Origin of the sequence: Allorhizobium sp. Av2 (genome assembly GCF_021462805.2) — a bacterium.
GTDB lineage: Bacteria > Pseudomonadota > Alphaproteobacteria > Rhizobiales > Rhizobiaceae > Allorhizobium > Allorhizobium vitis_G.
The window spans coordinates 351,929-369,538 of sequence record NZ_CP192697.1 but is presented as its reverse complement, the minus strand read 5'-3'; the positions used below and the strand labels follow the sequence as shown (position 1 = coordinate 369,538).

The window sequence follows — 17,610 nt, the reverse complement described above, 5'->3', positions numbered from 1 at the left end:
TCATATAGCGATGTGTTGGAGACCCACGTCAACGGATACAGCCACTTGATCTTGCTGCGCCTTCCAGAAATCGCTTTCTTTCCAACGGCTTTCGGAGCGATAGAGGCTTTGCCGCCGGGTGGTATAGATTGCGTGAACACGCGCCAGCTCCTGCGCGTAAGCTGATAAGCCCGTCGCTGGAGCAGCAAGAATGCCCTCGGCAGCGGCCATTCCAGTGCGCAGGGCATTGAACAGGCCTTGACCTGCAATCGGATCAAAGGCCAGGGCCGCATCCCCGACAGCATACCAACCTTCACCGCATGGGGTGATGGCGGCAAGACTGCGGGCATCACGGGCAAAGACCGGCCCCTCCCATTCCAACGCGCCAAGGCATGAGGTCAGATGGGGCGCTTCGTTAAAAAGTGCAATACGGCGATCAGGCAAGCGCCGCAGCCGCACCGCCTCCTGGGGCAATGTGTGATAGCCAATCGCCCAAAAACCATCGGCAAGCCGGCCCGCATAAATCCAGCCATCGGGTGTGGCCTCAATCAGCGTCCGCTCCAGATCAGCATTTTTCTGAGGCTTTGCGATTTGATACAGCGAGACCAGCGCCGTACCGCGGTGCTGCGCAACACCAAGCAGGCGGACAATTCGCGCCGAGCGCCCCGTCGCATCGATGATATAGGAAGCGCGGATGATGCGCCCATCATCCAGCCCGATCACCCACAACCCGTCTTGCATGTTAATGTCGCTGATATTCGCCTTCCACCAAAAGCAATTGGCTTCAAGGCTCGCCTGCCGCAGATCGGCATCGAATTGGGCGCGGTCCAGGCGCAGACCAGGCCCATAGGGGTCACGCAAAGTATCACTTGCCACCACATGCTCATCGCCCCAGACCGTCAGGCCACCGCCAACCCGTGCATGGTGCGGCCCAGGCACGGCTAGATCGGCAAGCCCCTGCTGAACCAAAAGCCTTTGCGCAGCCCCCGGCAATGTTTCGCCCAAACGCGGTGCATGGGAACGAAGCCGATCAAGCATAACCACAGACCGGCCCGCACGGGCGAGGTGACGGGCGGCGATGGTCCCTGCTGGTCCCGCCCCTGCGACAACGACATCAAACACAGCTCCGTCGCCCTGCGGCGGGGCTGTTCGCGTCTGGTTTTCAACGCTTTTGAACACGGACAGCTCGAAATGCTTCGAGTTGCTCGCGGCTTGCCCAACCGGCCTTTTCCAGCTTGGTCAGCGGCTGCGGAGCCTCTGCAAGCAAGCGAACCGCATGATCGGCGGCATGCTTGAGTTTGCTGACGGCCAATGTCTCGACATAGATATATTCAGGGAAATCAGGATCACCCTTTACCCCCGGTCGTGCCTCGACAATGCCAAGCTGCCCGAATTCGGCGATCATATCCATCATGACTTGCGCCGTATCGTGGTTCATGATCGCACGCAGCCAGTTGACACGGCGGCTATAGGCCGCAATACGCTCCGCGCGTGGCAGCTTGGCATTGATGACCTTGTTGTAATCCTCCTCGCTCAACACCTGATTGGGCACGCGCGCCGCCCAGAACGTCGGCAAATAGGGATCAAATTCAGGATCATAGCCCGAGCGGCAGAAGGCCGTGTCGCCCTGCCAGGGGATTGCCATCCACCGGGTAATGCCACCCGGCAGCTGATCGTAGAGCGGCCCGCCGACCTTTTCCACCAGAATGGGCGTCATGGTCGTTCCATAGTCCGGCTCTGGAGTATCGGCTGGACGCAGACGGATGCGGAAGGGCGCAGAATACAGGCTGGCGTGGCGCATTGGCCAGGTCATCTCGCAGCCCGGGTGGAATGTATCGGAAAGGCAATAATGCAAGGCGGCCTTATCCAGCATATGCGGTTGCCCCGGAAGAGGAACCTCTTCAATCTTCGAGACCGGCTTTATTGCCTCCGGCCAATCGTCAATGAAGCTGCCCTCCACCCATTTGCGCAGAATGGCTTCTTGCAGTCCCGTCATCGTCAGCATGTTGCCGGGGCCAGTTTCGGAGAAACTGCCGAAGGCGTCGCCATAGATCCAAGGCTGTACATGCGGCCATTGCACCGGCTCGGCCACAATAGGCGCGGACGGGCGGAAGCCGTTGAAAAGCGTGCGACGCAACTCGCCGTAAGGGTCATCCCCCTCCGCCAAGCCTGCGGGTTTCTGCGACAGCTTGGCAAGCAGATCAGGATTATTGAAATCCAATGGGCAGCCTTTGCCGAAATACGCCGCAAAGCCCTTATTGACCCATTGCAGATTGCTGAGACGCTGTAATATCGGCAGGATGTCCGTCGAGAAGGATGGTTCACTCGGCAGCGGCATCCAGCCCGCCTGAACCGAGACATCGCACAACAGGTCATACATCGTGCGCCAGCTGATGATATCGGGCGCGTAATTTGGCGGTGCGACCACCACCCAAGCCGATTCCACCGGGATCGATTGACCATTGATGGAAACCTGCGCCATCACAGGGCCGTCAGACGTATCGTCATACCAATCATTGGCATTGTTAAAACTTGGCGGATTATCCGGCTCATAGACCGGGGCATTGGTCGGCGAGGCAGATTTACCATGCCCGCCCAGGAAGATCAGTCGCCCTTCCTCATCCGTCCTCAGTTCACCCAACGGCACGACAACCGGCTCGGCTGCTGCCGCCTTGAAGGTTCCTGTGTCGAAGGCATAGGCTGGGCCAGAGACAGCGCGGCCCGAAATGCTGCGGGGGCCGGGATCGATAGCCAGCGTCGAGCGATCCGCGACGTCTGGATTGCGCAGCGGAAAGGCATTGTCGGGCGCATCAATCGCCTCTGGAATATCCAGAGCATACTGGAACTGGTACCATTGCGCTTTACGATTGGCGACATGCACGGTCCACTGGATATCGGCATTGTCGTTGGTCAGTTCGCTCACGACGTCGCCAGCAGCATTGTAACCATAGATGCGGAACCGGGCGGCCTGCCGCTTGATGGCACCCGTCTTGTCTCGGTAAAATGATGGTGGCGGGGCATTTTCCGGTGGCGCATCCGTGACTTCGGGACCGATGAAATATTCGGTCTTGGCATCACCAATACGGGCAATGCCGATGGCCGGATGGATTGCGGCACGCACGATGGTGCTATCGAGGCCGCGTGGTGCTGGCACAGACTGGGGACGAGGCACTTCCGGCTCACCAACCGGGATTCCGTTTACATTACGGCGCAATTCGGCGGCCGCCGCATAAACCACACGGCGGGCATCGGCAATAGAGCCCACTGGCCTGTGCTCCTCCGTGACACGCCAGATATTCATCGAGAGGTTCTCACCATAGTCGGCCTGACCGCGGGCATTGATATCCTGCTGAGGGATGACCAAATCGGCAACATGGATCGGCGGGCTGAGATCTTCCGGCCACTCCACGGTCGCCTCATCCAGCGGCATACGGTCCGGCACGGTGCGCAACTGTACCATGAAGCGGAACCGTGCTTCGCCCGTGCTCAGGCGACTGGCAAGATCAGCCGCCAGATAGGTAGGGTCTGTCGGATCATCCGCCGGCGGATCAACAGAGATGGTCGGCTCCAGTTTATATTTGGCATAGGTTTCGCCGAAACTAAAAGGCAGCCCGCTCCAATAGGGCGTTGCCAGCACGCTGGCCACAGGTTTGGCCATCGCATCCAGCAATTGAGCCGTCTTTGGGTGAGCCTTGAGATAGGGATCATAGTCGCCATCAACCACACCAGCCTTGGTGAAGGCGCACATATCCGCAGCCGTATCGACGAAGAAGACATTGAAATTTTGCAGGATAAAATCGAAGGTTTGTGAGTCTGGATTGCCAAGCAGCTTCTTTCCGGGAACATCGAATAGCTTGATGCCAATTCCCAGCGTGGATTTGAAGTCCTCAAGTGTCGGTAACGTATCGGAAGAAAAGCGCAGCCAGGCATCAAAGGATTTGCCGACATGGGCAAAAATCCCGACCTGATAGGGCGCGGGCAGATCGGACCGGATCAGAAACTGCGCCGAAGCAATACCATGCGGTTTCAGAAACACCGGTCGCATGGCCGGACATTGCCCCTTGGCAATACGACCGCCCTGCACCATGTCAACAAACATGGTTTTCAACGATTCAATTGGATCAATAGCGCAGTTTATATCTGGCGCATTGCCCTCAGCAGATGCCTTGATGTGATCCATGGCGCGCTCCTCCTCGATGCGAATGAAAAACACCTATAAGGTGTATATAATGTAAATACAATCAACTCATGTCGTTGTATGAATGCCCGCCCGTCAGTTCGATCTACAACATTATGCGTTTCGTCTCTGGTGAAACGGAATATGCAAAAGGTCCGGATAAAGTGCGCTAAAACCCATTCATCCCTTGGAAAGTTACGATATCGCACCGCGTGTAGCGGTTATCAAAGCAAAGACGATCTGTTGCCCATAAGAGGACTACAAATCACGCAAAACCGATCATGTTTCAAAAAACCAATAGTGATAACTGATCCGAGCCTGGCAGTTGCCTCGCCAAGTTCGGATCAAGATTGTGTCTCTCCCGGCCGCGTCAAAACTTCCGCGACAATCCAACCTTCGCACCAACGGATTTCTCACCCTCGCCTTCGATGTTGAATAGAAGGCTGCCTTCAATCGCCCAAGCCTCGGTGGTTTGCAGTGACGCGCCAGCCGTGACCGATCCGAACAAACCGGACCCGTCGAGGCCAGAAAAGCCGGTGGTGATACCAAGTTTTGGCGTCATGGTTGAGCCGCTTGCAAGTGTAAAGGAACGGGCGATTTCAGCACCGAGGCTCACTCTGAACTGCTCCGAGGTGAACCCATCGAGATCGATCGTGTCGCCCGAACTGTTTTTCACGGCGTAATCGTCGACGGTTTCCGAAAAATAAACCACTCTTAGCTTCGGCGTCACCACGGTCGCTTCGTCCAAAGACCATTTTCCCTTGATGGACGTATCCAACATCCAGCGCTGGGTATCGAAATTGCCATCCCAGAGCTGGGTATCGATGGTGTTTGAGGACCCGCCATACAGCAGGCTTGCATCCCAGAACACGCCTTTGGTCACTTCGAAAGAGGTATAGGGGCCAGCCAGCCAGCCATTGCCGGTCAGCATGGCGTCCTCATCCGTCGGGTCCGTCATCCGGTCGTAGTGAAACGAAAGACCCAGCAGCGCCTTGTCGGTCAGCAGATAGTCGGCCCCCATGTTGATCATGGCGAAGCTCCCCCACTTGCTGCCATTGGTGTCCTTGTCGTTATGGGTCAAAAAGACGCCATCAATCCAGATATTGAATGGCGAAGAATAGCCACCGGCAAGACCGTCGGCACTGTCACGGGCCGATTCCATCTGTGCAAGACTGGTGGAAAAGCCGAATGTCATTCCCTGCGCGGAAGGAGACATTCTGGTCGTCACCGGGGTCGTCGCCCTGGCCATTCTGCCTCGTTCCATCAGGCCTGGCACCTTGATCGCGGAGGAGATCATGTTTTGGCGGGTCTCTACGAAGCTGTGTACGAGGTTGTCGATATCCGTCGCGACCTCCTCGGCATTATAGTTGATGTTGTAGGTGACAGTGCCCGTGTTGGAATTTCCAAGCGAACTGGCAAGGCGATAGCTGATACGGGCCTGCCCTGAATAGGCGGGGTTCGGGGTGAATTTCAAATACCAGCCGACAGGCGAAGCTGAAGAGACGGCTGCAAGCTCACCTTGAATAAGGGTTGCCGTCCCTGCCTCGGGTGGCTCGACGGAAACAATATCGGCCTCGGTAAACGGACCTCCGGTAGCGTCTTTGTTGAGATAGACGTTATTCGGCGTGGAGCCTGCGGGAACATCGACCACATGATCCGCCACAGTCACTGCGCGCGTGGTCACTTTGACGGTATAGCTTGCAGTGCCGGTCGTACCATTGCTGTCACGGGCCTGGATGGCAAAGGAATAATCGCCTTCCGTACCCGCATCGAGCGGTCCATTGAGCGCACCGGTCGAGATATTCAGCACCATGCCTTTCGGCAGGCTTCCAGAGGAAAGGCTGTAGATCAGCGTGCCCGTTCCCCCTGTTGCCGATATCTGCTGGCTATAAGCCTCGCCCGCCATGGCTTCTTTTAGCGCTCCACCAGCTGGCGAGAAGGCGATGGACGCGGCTGCGTTCACCGTCAGCGTATAATTGCCCGAACCGTGATTGGCGGGTGACGCGCTATCGGTAACCGTCACAGCGATAGCATAGCTTCCAGCCGTCGTCGGCGTTCCGCTGATGGTTCCAGTGCTCGTATCAAGGACAAGACCATCCGGCAGACCGGTTCCAGCATAGGTATAAGGAGCGGTACCACTGGTTGTCGTCACGGACTGGCTATAGGAGGTGCCCACTGTTGCTGTAGTGAGAGCCCCTGACGATGGAGAGAGGCTCAGCGTAACCGACGGCTCCGTGAGGGTAAGCGAATAGCTTGCCGAGCCTGTGGCACCGTTAGCATCCGTAGCGGTAATGGTGAAGCTGGTATTGGCAGCGGTCGTCGGCGTGCCGGAGATCACGCCGGTCGACGTGTTCAACGTCAGGCCCGTTGGAAGCGTGCCGGCGCTGATGGCATAGCTATAGGGTGACGTACCACCCGAAGCGGTGACTATCTCGCTATAGGCCGTCCCCACCGTTGCTGCTGTCAATGTGCCTGAAGCTGGTGACAGGGTGAAGGTCGGGGCCGTAACCGCTATGGTCACCGTAGCTGGCGAGGATGTTCCCGTGGCATTGGTGGCGGTGTAGGTAAAACTGTCGGAGCCGGAATAACCAGCCGTCGGCGTATAGATAAAGTTGGTGCCGGATACCGTTGCAACCCCATGGCTTGGCGAGGAGGCAATGGCAACCGACGTCGCAGCACCACCCGTGATAGGGGGAGCCAGAACATTATCCGCAGAGTTTGCCGTCACCGTTGCCGTCAGCGCGTTGGCGATCGGCGCCGCCGCATTAATGGTAATGGAATAAGATGCCGTGACCGTTGCGCCATATGCATCGGTAATTTTAACCGTGAAGTTACTCGTTCCGGCAGCCGACGGCGAGCCGGAGAGAACCCTGGCAGCGGCGGCGCCGCTTGACGTTACGGACAGGCCGGCTGGCAAGGATCCAGACAGGAATTCGTAATCATACGGCTCTGCGCCACCGGATACCGCAATGGTTTGGCTATAGGCCGCACCAACCGTGCCTGTTGCAAGGGTGCCAGCCGAGGGCGAGAGGACCAGGGTTGGCGCCGTAACCGTTATGGTCACCGTAGCTGGCGAGGATGTTCCTGTGGCATTGGTGGCAGTGTAGGTAAAACTGTCGGAGCCGGAATATCCCGCTGTGGGCATATAGGTGATCGAAGTGCCGGAGGCTGTGGCCGTTCCATGCGATGCCGCTGACGCGACCGCAACGGACGAGGCCGTGCCGCCGGTCGTGTTGAGAGCGATCACGTTGGCCGACGAATTGGCCGCAACTGTTTCAGAGACGGCGTTGGCAACCGGGGCCTGAAGAACGGCGGACGGGGTGACCGAGTTCGAAGCGACCGAAGCTGTACCGGTTCCGGCACTGTTGGTCGCGGTCACGGTAAACGTATAGGCGGTGCCATTGGTCAGGCCGGTCACGGTGATCGGGCTTGCCGAGCCGCTTGCCGTTGCCCCACCCGGGCTTGCCGTCACGGTATAGCTGGTAATCGCCGCGCCGCCATTGCTGGCCGGGGCGGTAAACGAAACGGTCGCCTGGGTATCACCGGCGGACGCCGTCCCAATCGTCGGCGCGTCTGGAAGGTCTGCTGCCACGGCAAGCGAATAGCTCGCTGATCCCGTCGCGCTATTGGCATCGGTGGCCGTGATGGTGAAGCTGGTATTGGCTGCGGCTGTTGGTGTGCCGGAGATCTCGCCGGTCGATGTGTTTAGGCTCATTCCAACAGGGAGCGTGCCAGCCGTGACTGCATAGGTATAGGGAGACGTGCCGCCCGAAGCGGTGACTGTCTCGCTATAGGCGGCACCAACAGTTGCCGCCGTCAAAGCGCCGGAGGCGGGTGACAGGGTGAAGGCTGGGGCCGTAACCGTTATGGTCACCGTAGCTGGAGAGGATGTTCCGGTGGCATTGGTGGCAGTGTAGGTAAAACTGTCGGAACCGGAATAGCCGGCTGTGGGCGTATAAGTGATCGACGTGCCGGAGGCCGAGGCCGTACCATGCGACGCGGGCGTGGCAATGGCAACGGAAGAGGCCGCACCGCCGGTCATGTTGAGCGTGATCACGTTGGCCGAAGAATTGGCCGCAACTGTCTCGGAGACGGCGTTGGCAACCGGGGCCTGGAGAACGGCAGACGGGGTGACCGAGTTCGAAGCGACCGAAGCCGAACCCGTTCCGGCACTGTTGGTCGCGGTCACGCTAAACGTATAGGCGGTGCCGTTGGTCAGGCCGGTCACGGTGATCGGGCTTGCCGAGCCGCTTGCCGTTGCCCCACCCGGGCTTGCCGTCACGGTATAGCTGGTGATCGCCGCGCCGCCATTGCTGGCCGGGGCGGTAAACGAAACGGTCGCCTGGGTATCACCGGCGGACGCCGTCCCAATCGTCGGCGCGTCTGGAAGGTCTGCTGCCACGGCAAGCGAATAGCTCGCTGATCCCGTCGCGCTATTGGCATCGGTGGCCGTGATGGTGAAGCTGGTATTGGCTGCGGCTGTTGGTGTGCCGGAGATCTCGCCGGTCGATGTGTTTAGGCTCATTCCAGCAGGAAGTGTCCCTGATGTGACCGCATAGGTATAGGGCGATGTTCCGCCCGAAGCCGTGACCGTCTCGCTATAGGCGGCACCAACAGTTGCCGCTGTCAAAGCGCCGGAGGCCGGGGAGAAGGTAAAGGTTGGCGCTGTCGGGGTGACCGCGCTCGTTGCTGCCGAAGCCGCACCCGTTCCGGCACTGTTGGTCGCGGTGACCGTAAATGTATAGGCTGTACCATTGGTCAGGCCGGTCACGGTGATCGGGCTTGCCGAGCCGGTTGCCGTCGCGCCACCCGGACTTGCGGTCACGGTATAGCTGGTGATTGCCGCGCCGCCATTGCTGGCCGGGGCGGTGAAGGACACCGTGGCTTGGGCGTTGCCAGCTGTAGCCGTTCCGATTGTCGGCGCACCGGGAAGGCCTGCGGCCACGGCGAGGGAATAGCTTGCCGAGCTCGTCGCGCTATTGGCATCCGTGGCTGAGATGGTGAAGCTGGCGCTTCCGGCGGTCGTCGGTGTGCCGGAAATCTCGCCGGTCGATGTGTTGAGGCTCAAACCGGCAGGAAGTGTCCCTGATGTGACCGCATAGGTGTAGGGGGAGGTTCCGCCTGAAGCGGTGATTGTCTCGCTGTAAGCCGTCCCGACAGTTGCGGCTGTCAACGCGCCGGAGGCGGGGGAGAAGGTAAAGGTTGGCGCTGTCGGGGTGACCGAGCTCGTTGCTGCCGAAGCCGCACCCGTCCCGACGCTGTTGGTGGCGGTGACGGTAAATGTATAGGCTGTACCATTGGTCAGGCCGGTCACGGTGATCGGGCTCGCCGAGCCGGTTGCCGTCGCCCCACCCGGACTTGCCGTCACGGTATAGCTGGTGATTGCCGCGCCGCCATTGCTGGCCGGGGCGGTGAAGGACACCGTGGCTTGGGCGTTGCCAGGCGTCGCCGTTCCGATTGTCGGCGCACCGGGAGCCGTCGGCGCACTTGCGTAACAGGCTGCACTGAATGTGAGCGTGTTGTAATCGGAAGCGCTAGCTGATGAATCCTGTGTGACATCAAGGATCATCTGTAGATTGTCTATGGAAGCGGTGGCTGTAAAATTGCCGGATTTATTGATATTTCCACCAAGATTACTCTCATTGACGAGGAGATTATTATAATTGTCGCTGTATATCACAATTGCCGATGACGTACCGCCAGCTGCTGTTCCAGTAGTGGAAAAGGTCCAGGAGATGTACTCGCCAGCGGCCAAGCCTTGATAATCAGGGGAAAAGTTGTCGGTGTTGGTGAGATAGCGTGGTGAGCTGAAGTCTGAATTGACTTGGCTGCATGACGCCGAAAGTGCGGCATTGGCCGCTGTCGCAAAGCTCAAGCCGGTAATCAGGATGGTGAGGACGCCGATGAAAGCCCGGAGGACGGCGCCAGCTGATCGCTTGAGCCAAGTCCATGCCACCTTTTTTGTACTTGTCAGAAAACGCGTGACACGAAACGATTTGCCGCATTGCATGCTTATCTAAACCCCTGCTCCATCAAGGTAGCGATCATTAATCTTGTCGTCTTCCCGAACGAAGATATGCCGCCGCCCTAAAACGAGCACCCACCACAAGGCGCCCGTCATTCGAGCATTATTCGAGCTTTGGTTGAATGACAATCTCATCAAATGCGAAGAATTGATGTCACCCACTGTTTTCCGTCAACTGTTGCTAAAACAACTCGCTATAAACGCCTAGGTAGAGGTCTCAGCATAGGCCGGCATGGGATCCGTCTTCGAAATTTACTCTTGCGGGCCTTCTCAAAAAATTGCAATAGTTTGATTTACTAAGTTAAGGTTGATAAATATTGTTGGATCTCATGAGCCCGAATCACTCGTCGATTCGCGGTGTCCCGGCCCCCATGGAGGATTATTATGGATGCGTATCTTGCAACTATTTTGCCGGTTGGCTTCAATTATGCGACCGAAGGCTGGCTCATGTGCTGGGGTCAGAAACTGACGGTAAATCAATATACTGCCGTCTATTCACTTGTTTCAAATTATTATGGCGGGGACCAGCAAACCTATTTTAACTTGCCGGATCTGCGCGGGACTATGCCTATCGGATATGGACAACGCTTGCCCACCAGCCCCGATTACGGGATTGGCAGCAAAGGCGGAAATGATACCATTTCGTTGAATTCGAGCCAGATTCCTGCCCATACCCATGCAGCTGTCTTTACGCCGACTGGTACCGCCACGGTGAATATACCCGCGCAGACAGGAACCCAGACTGCAACCCTGAAGGCAAGCCCTGTTGCGGGAACGTCTCAGTTGCCAACGGCAGGCTCTGCCCTTTCTGGTGGAAATACGGCTGCTACAAGGATCTACGGCGCTGCTTCAAGCGCCCCGGTCACCCTCGATAGTAGCAGCGTTGCGATTTCCGGAAATGCGCCCACGGCGGCGCAGAGCATTGTCACCAATGCGATAACTGGCGGAGCTGTTGCCGTGCAGCCATTTGGCGCCGGTGCTGCTATCGATGCCCGACCTCCTTACCTGGCGATCAACTTCATTTTCTGCGTTCAAGGCCTCTACCCGGTTCGTCAATGACTGGTCTCATTCTGGATGCAGCAAAATTCACGCCCTATATCGGCGACGATTTCACACTGACTGCGCAGGAGACAGTGATCAACGCGGTGTTGGCCAAGGTTGTCGAATATCCAGCCAGCACCGCACCTGGAGCAGCGCGAACGGCTTTCAGCCTTTTTCTCTGCGTCCAGCAAAACGCGTTTCCTGACATTCAAAGCGGAGACTACGTCATCGAGCATCGCAGTCTGGATAAGATCGGGCTTGCGTATATTGAGCGTATCCTCAGCCCGCAGCCCGGCGTTATCCGTTTGGAAGTTGCATTCAATTGATGATCGCATTGAGTTGGACGAGAGAGATATGAATGGGTTTGCCGGCTCTTTCGCATTTGGAAAGGGTTTGAATTTGCGTCTTGTCCGGGCGAGTGATCAGGATCTGATTTTCAAACTGTTTATCGAAACCCGCCCTTGGCTCGCATGGGCCGAGGGGAAACCCGATTTCATTCGTGATCTCTATGAGCAGCAGTTCAAGACCATGCGGGCTGGTGCTGAAAGTGTCTATCCCGATCATCTCGACTTCATCATCGAGCGGCTTGGTTCCGCAGTCGGACGCACCATCATCGATCTTGGATATGCCGATTGGCGGATTTCCGAGTTGCAGGTTTTAAAGCAGGCAAGAGGCAACGGAATAGGGTCCAATGTCATCAGAGGATTGCAGGCTGCGGCTTTGAACGGCAACATTCCACTGACGCTTTCAACGCCAATTTTTGGTTCAAACGGCTTTCCTATGTACCAGCGGCTTGGGTTTCAGGTCGTCCAGGCCCAACCGCCGATGATTCACATGGCTTGGTTTCCCCCTGGTCACCCTGATCGACAAGAGATGTCCGGCGGCAATGGCCTCAGACGCTAGCGGCTGTCAGGTTCAGATTGAACACGCCATGTTCTGGCTTGTCTTGTTGACGATGCAATCAGTCATCCAGCCAACCATCAAAATGTGTGCAAGCGGCGAATAATTCCAGAAAATTGGCAACCTCTCCGGACATTCCGGTCCCAACATGCTCTTGCGATCTGAGATGCTTGGCGAGATCGCGGTAGAACACCACCCTCTCTGCCGGAATGTCTCCCAAGGCATGTCGTCCAGCAGCCCGCAACAGGTAGTAATCCTCGACCATCTGGCAAAATGGCTCAGACATAACCTCAGAGTGTCCGACAGGAAGGCCTGCCAAACCGGCATCCTCACGGAATAGGCGCCCTATCGGCACGTCGAGGCATGCCAGAAGCTCAGGTGGCCAGTCATCCGGACTATGTTTCGTTTCGATCAGATTTTGCAAATGGACCCGCAGAAACTCTGCATAGGTCTTGCAAGCAAGCACCTTGGCAAAGCATGGGCTGTTTTTATCGCCGGACTGAACGTCATAGGCCGGGAACGCGGCATCGAAATCCGCGACCTCTTCAAGTGAGGCGATCTCTATATCAATCTGCTTCTCCCCGGCTGTGACGACAACGTAACCACCAGGGTAAGCGACAGGCGAAGGGACGGCTATATTGACGAGACCATCCAGTTCGACCCGCCCGACAACATGCATATGGCCACTGAAATGCCATCGAAGCCCGGCGCGGGCAAGGCATCGGCCACTTTCAGGCGACGGCATGCGCTTCGACCAATCCGGCGTGCTCGCCGCCCGCACGTCGTTCCCTTCTCCTGTCAATGCCAAAGGCAAGGCCGGGTAGTGGGAAAAGGCCAGCAAGGTCTTAGCCAAGCGGTTGGCGCGCTCAGTCACATCCTTGATCCAGGCCAGCAGATAGGGGCGTTCTGCCAGCACATGATCCCAGGCGGCATCCGCCCTGACCTGCCAGATATCGCCAATTTTGTGAAAAACATTGGCGTCCAGCATCAAAAGCCAGAGCCCTTCCTGCGGCTCGACAAGATAAGACGCGTCACAGTTCAGGTGGTGGCCGGTTGGCAAGTGGCGGGGTGCGACATCCTTCAAACCGTCATGAGGCGTCTCCCAATGGAGAATGGTCTCGGGACGCGTGATGCCGTAGGGTGCCATGGCCGCCACGGCCTCAGCTACCGACATGCCACGCATCCCCGGACAGACAATTGCCGGTGCCAGAGCACGATCATCGCTTGTCACCATCAGCGGTTCCAGCCCATCGGCCTGTGTCAGCAGCTTGGCGAGGTGACGCGGTGCCAGTCCGTAACAATCATGATTGCCGAAGGTTGCGAAAAACCGCAGGCCGTGTCTGTCTTCGTAGTCGGAAAGAAGGCGTTTGACGGCAGCAACCGCGTCGACCTGGCCATCATCGGAATAATCGCCGAGAAGCACGACATCGCGGATGCCGCGCCGAACGATATCGTCAAGCACGGCACGGAAGGCAGCATGGCTCTCGTTGAACACGCGGGTGGACGCCATGGTGTCCGCCAGCGTGCGAAGGGCAAGGCCACCGCCCTCCTCCACCATGCCATACCCGCCGTACAGATCATGCAGATGGACATCGGCGACAACTGCGATCTGCATCAGGCGGCGGCTTCCTGACGTTCGCAACGGGCCGCCCCAAACAGGTCCGGACGGTCGAGATTGATGTAATCGACACCGGCTTTGGCAATTTCGCGGTGAATGGCCATGTCGTCTCCTCCGTAATAGATCATCACCTCGAGCCCGGCTTTACGACACGCTTCGATCAGACCCGGCCTTCGCATTTGTTCGACAGTCATCTCGATGATCGTGGCGTGATGAACGGCACCAACCAGAGACGGCGACTTGGCAATATTCAACGTCATCATCTTACGGAATTCAGGCGCGATCAATTGCAGATCGCGGCGCATGTCTTCGGAAAACGAAAAATAGAATGTATCGCGCACCATGCCCAGGCTTCGCACCAGTGCAACAACCTTGGCCGGATCGCAATATTTCAGCTCGACATAGACCCCAGCGCGGCCACGCAGGTGCTGGAGATAGGCATCAAGCCGGGGTACAGCCGCACCTTTAAACGCGGGGGAGAACCAGCTTCCGGCATCCAGCGCATCGATTTCGTCCGATGTCGCATGGCCAATCGGGCCTGTGCCATTGGTGGTGCGGTCCAGCGTTTCGTCATGGAAAACATAGAGCACACCGTCAGCGCTCTCGCGCACATCAAGCTCGATGTAGTCTGCCCCCTGCTGGAGAGCGAGGTCGGCGGCTGCGAAGGTATTTTCCGGCGCAAACTGATTGGCCCCGCGATGGGATACGATCTTGGTCATGGAAAAATCCTGTCAGTTTGCCGGCTCTAACGCTTTCGCGTGCCTATCGGAGTGATGCAAAAGCTTGGCGTGGAAATCAACGATGCGGTTGCCGGAGGCATCGAACAACAGCGTGTGTTCCGGCTTGCAGGCAATGCCAACCCTGGCACCGGGTGCATGGCGCACGGCTTCACCATATTCCAGCGCATGAATGACGCCTGCCGGCGTGTCGATCATGTAGAACACTTCGCGCCCCATGGGCTCCACACTGATAATCTCTCCACTGAGCGGTGCATCCGCGTGGGAAACAAGGGTGATGTCTTCGGGTCGCAGGCCGAGCGTCGCTTCTCCTTTGCACGCGGACGTAAGGGCGACGGATGCCTCGCCGATCCGCAATTGGCACTCCGTGGCATGTCCCTTGAGAAGGTTCATCGGCGGCGTGCCGATAAAGCCTGCCACGAACAGATTGCTCGGGCGGCGATAGAGGTCGTCAGGCGTGCCAACCTGGGCTATCTCACCATTGTTCATACAGATGATCCGATCCGCCATGGTGATCGCCTCGATCTGGTCATGGGTGACGATCAGCGTGGTAAAGCCAAGCCGCTTCTGTATGCTTTTCAACTCGGCCCGCATGGTGATGCGCAGGGTGGCATCGAGATTGGAAAGCGGCTCATCGAGCAAAAGGATATTCGGTTCCTTCACCAGCGCCCGCGCCAAGGCGACACGCTGCTGCTGACCGCCGGAAAGCTGCGAGGGACGGCGGTCAAGCAGCGCACTGATCTGCACCAGGTTTGCTGCCTCTTCGACACGTCTGGCGACCTCGTCTTTGTGCATGGTTTTGAAGCGAAGTGGAAAGGCGATATTGTCGCGCACCGTCAGGTTCGGGTAAAGCGCATAGGACTGAAAGACGATGCCGACATTGCGGTCGCGGGCATCAACGCGGTTGACATTATGTCCATCGAAAGCGATCTGCCCAGATGTCGGCGCATAGAGACCGGCGAGCAGAAACAGCGTGGTCGATTTTCCGCAGCCGGACGGCCCGAGAATGGCGACGAGTTCGCCATCCTCAATCGTCAGGCTCATCGGCTTCAGGACCTGGGTCTCGCCCCAGCTTTTGGTGATATTGTCGAGAGTGATCTTGGCCATTTCGGTTATCCTTTGATCCCGCCAAAGCTCATTTGCGTGATGTACTTCTGCGTGAAGATGTAGAGGACCAGTACGGGCAGCAGATAGACGATGCCGACGGCGGCGATCATGCCGTAATCCGCCCCCATATGGTCCTGGGCGACGAAGAACAGGTAGAGGCTCATCGTCATCTGGCTCTTCTCGATCAGCAGGGTCTGGACGAAGACATATTCCTCCCAACCCCGGAGAAATGTGAAGGTCGCAACTGCAATCAGGCCGCCGCGGATCTGCGGCAGGATCACCATGCGAAACGCCTGGAAGCGCGTTGCACCATCCGTCACCGCGCTCATCTCGATGTCCCATGGTACGCCGTCAAAGAACCCTTTGAGGACGAAAATCGCAAAGGGCAATTCCAGCGCACTCAACACCAGCACGACACCCACCAAGTTGTTGAGCAGGCCCATATAGTAAAGCTGGATGAAGATCGCGACAGTGAGCGCCAGCGCCGGAAAGGCGTGCAGCAGAAGCAGGCCGCGCAGAATGTTTTCACGGCCAGCGAAGGCGAACCGCGACAGCGCATAGGCGGCTGGGGTGGCGACGAGTGTGACGATTGCCGTTTGGGAAATCGCAAACACCAGCGACGTCCCAAGCGCCGACCAGATCGATGGCATCAGGTCCATGCGATTGGTGCCGATTTTGGCAATGTCAGGGTTCCACAGAAAGCGGTAGTTGTCGAAACTCAGATGCGGGACGAGGAAAATAGCCGACAGAATGACGATCACCATGGCAAGCACAGCCCAACTGATGGCGGGCCTACGCAGCCGATCTGCCAACAACGCCAATCCGATTACACCGAGATAACCGACCCCGGCGATGGCCGTGCTGTGCCATAAAACCAGCCGGCTGACAGCGCCGTCGGATGAGGTGAGCGATTTCACCAAAAGCCAGAGATAGGGCAGCAAAATCGGGATGGAGACAATCGTCAGGAAGAGGATGAGCGCCGACAGGAAACCAGCGCGATGAGCGACGCCCCGACGTTCGAGGCGGGCCCAATCGGTGGACGGCATCGTATCGGCCTGGATCAGCGACATCACAAGACCTCAATCTTTGGAGCGGCAAAGGTGGAACGCATATTGGAGACACGCCATTGCACCAGGGTCACGGCAATGCCGATGACCATCAGGCCCAGCGCCAGCGCCGCACCATAGGCATAGGCGCCGCTTTCGAATGCGCGCCGGTAGATATAGAGTGCATACGGTGTGGAATCGTAGAGCGGCCCGCCACCGGTGATCAGCAGGATATATTCATAGGTCGTCATCAGGGAGAGCGCCTGGTATATGGTGATGAAGCGGATCGGCTGCGAGAGCGCTGGTGCCACGACATGACGCAGAACGCCCCATTCGCTGGCACCATCGATACGTGCCGCATGGGCAAGATGTGAGGGGATGGAGCGGATCGACGAGGTCAGGATGACCATCGCAAAAGAAGCCCCGACAACGCCGTTCGCCAGAATGACCAGTAGCAGCGGAAAATCATTGCGCAGGTTGACCGGGGGCAGGCCAAATGCGCCCGTCACCTGGTTGAACAATCCCAAGGGCGTCGGATCGGCGATCCAGATCCACAAGATCCCATAGAGCACAGCCGGGCTCATGCGCGGCAAAAGCCACAGCCCGCGAAAGAAATTACCAAGCCGATCGGGGATCGCGGTCGAGGTCATCGCCAAAAGCGCGCCGAGGCCGACATTGAAGATGAAAAGGGTGGCCGCGACATAGATCAGCGTCGTCAGCAGCACTATGGGGATACGCGCGTCACGCTGAACGATCCGTTCGAAGTTTTGCAGCGTGAAATGGCCAACCCGAAGGTTCGACCCCATGTCCGTAAAGGCGATCACCGCATTGACCAGGATCGGTGCCAGAAAAAACACGGTAAGCAGCGCGATTGCTGGCGCAAGGTAAAGAATTGGCCGGGCCGGTCGATGCGCTCGAAGCTGGAATTGGGACATTATGGACTACCAATGAGAATAAAAGATGCCGCCCGACGAAGAGAC

At 57.8% G+C, this 17,610-nt stretch carries 11 protein-coding genes; 3 read left to right on the top strand and 8 right to left on the bottom strand.

The features are described from left to right. The 3 genes from FS819_RS19645 to FS819_RS19635 all read right to left on the bottom strand — a co-directional run bounded on the left by FS819_RS19645 (position 1) and on the right by FS819_RS19635 (position 10,112). Entirely contained in the window at positions 1–1,158 is a 1,158-nt protein-coding gene (locus tag FS819_RS19645) for an NAD(P)/FAD-dependent oxidoreductase (RefSeq protein ID WP_197434029.1), read from the bottom strand. After that, complete coding sequence (locus FS819_RS19640; protein WP_156547294.1) at positions 1,142–4,159, bottom strand: LodA/GoxA family CTQ-dependent oxidase; 3,018 nt, start codon at positions 4,157–4,159, stop codon at positions 1,142–1,144. The genes FS819_RS19645 and FS819_RS19640 overlap by 17 nt, the downstream gene beginning before the upstream one ends. A 367-nt stretch (positions 4,160–4,526) precedes the next feature. Next, entirely contained in the window at positions 4,527–10,112 is a 5,586-nt protein-coding gene (locus FS819_RS19635; RefSeq protein ID WP_197434030.1) for a putative Ig domain-containing protein, read from the bottom strand. A 453-nt stretch (positions 10,113–10,565) separates the two neighbouring features. On the opposite strand from FS819_RS19635, the gene FS819_RS19630 reads away from it, so the two are divergent. The 3 genes from FS819_RS19630 (at position 10,566) to FS819_RS19620 (ending at position 12,125) form a co-directional block, all read left to right on the top strand. Next, complete coding sequence (locus tag FS819_RS19630) at positions 10,566–11,240, top strand: phage tail protein (protein WP_156547292.1); 675 nt, start codon at positions 10,566–10,568, stop codon at positions 11,238–11,240. Then, entirely contained in the window at positions 11,237–11,548 is a 312-nt protein-coding gene (locus FS819_RS19625) for a DUF6916 family protein (protein ID WP_409050024.1), read from the top strand. Before FS819_RS19630 ends, FS819_RS19625 begins: the two co-directional genes overlap by 4 nt. Positions 11,549–11,615: 67 nt before the next feature. Then, positions 11,616–12,125 carry a GNAT family N-acetyltransferase gene (locus FS819_RS19620; RefSeq protein WP_420359785.1) on the top strand — a complete coding sequence of 170 codons (510 nt, stop codon included), beginning with the start codon at positions 11,616–11,618 and terminating at the stop codon, positions 12,123–12,125. Positions 12,126–12,183: 58 nt separating this feature from the next. On the opposite strand, the gene FS819_RS19615 is transcribed toward FS819_RS19620, so the two are convergent. The 5 genes from FS819_RS19615 to FS819_RS19595 are packed head-to-tail and all read right to left on the bottom strand — an operon-like array spanning position 12,184 to position 17,565. After that, on the bottom strand, positions 12,184–13,737 hold the full coding sequence (locus FS819_RS19615; RefSeq protein WP_156547290.1) for a metallophosphoesterase family protein: 1,554 nt from the start codon (positions 13,735–13,737) through the stop codon (positions 12,184–12,186). Beyond that, positions 13,737–14,459: a glycerophosphodiester phosphodiesterase gene (ugpQ, locus tag FS819_RS19610; RefSeq protein ID WP_156547289.1), complete on the bottom strand. Its 723-nt coding sequence runs from the start codon at positions 14,457–14,459 to the stop codon at positions 13,737–13,739. The genes FS819_RS19615 and ugpQ overlap by 1 nt, the downstream gene beginning before the upstream one ends. A gap of 12 nt (positions 14,460–14,471) precedes the next feature. Beyond that, the gene (locus FS819_RS19605) at positions 14,472–15,584 is read right to left on the bottom strand and encodes an ABC transporter ATP-binding protein (protein ID WP_156547288.1); all 1,113 of its coding nucleotides are present in this window, start codon (positions 15,582–15,584) and stop codon (positions 14,472–14,474) included. Between the two features lie 5 nt (positions 15,585–15,589). Then, positions 15,590–16,654, bottom strand: coding sequence for a carbohydrate ABC transporter permease (locus FS819_RS19600; protein WP_156547287.1), 1,065 nt, complete (start codon positions 16,652–16,654; stop codon positions 15,590–15,592). Next, positions 16,654–17,565, bottom strand: coding sequence for a carbohydrate ABC transporter permease (locus FS819_RS19595; protein WP_156547286.1), 912 nt, complete (start codon positions 17,563–17,565; stop codon positions 16,654–16,656). The genes FS819_RS19600 and FS819_RS19595 overlap by 1 nt, the downstream gene beginning before the upstream one ends. Positions 17,566–17,610: the final 45 nt, after the last annotated feature.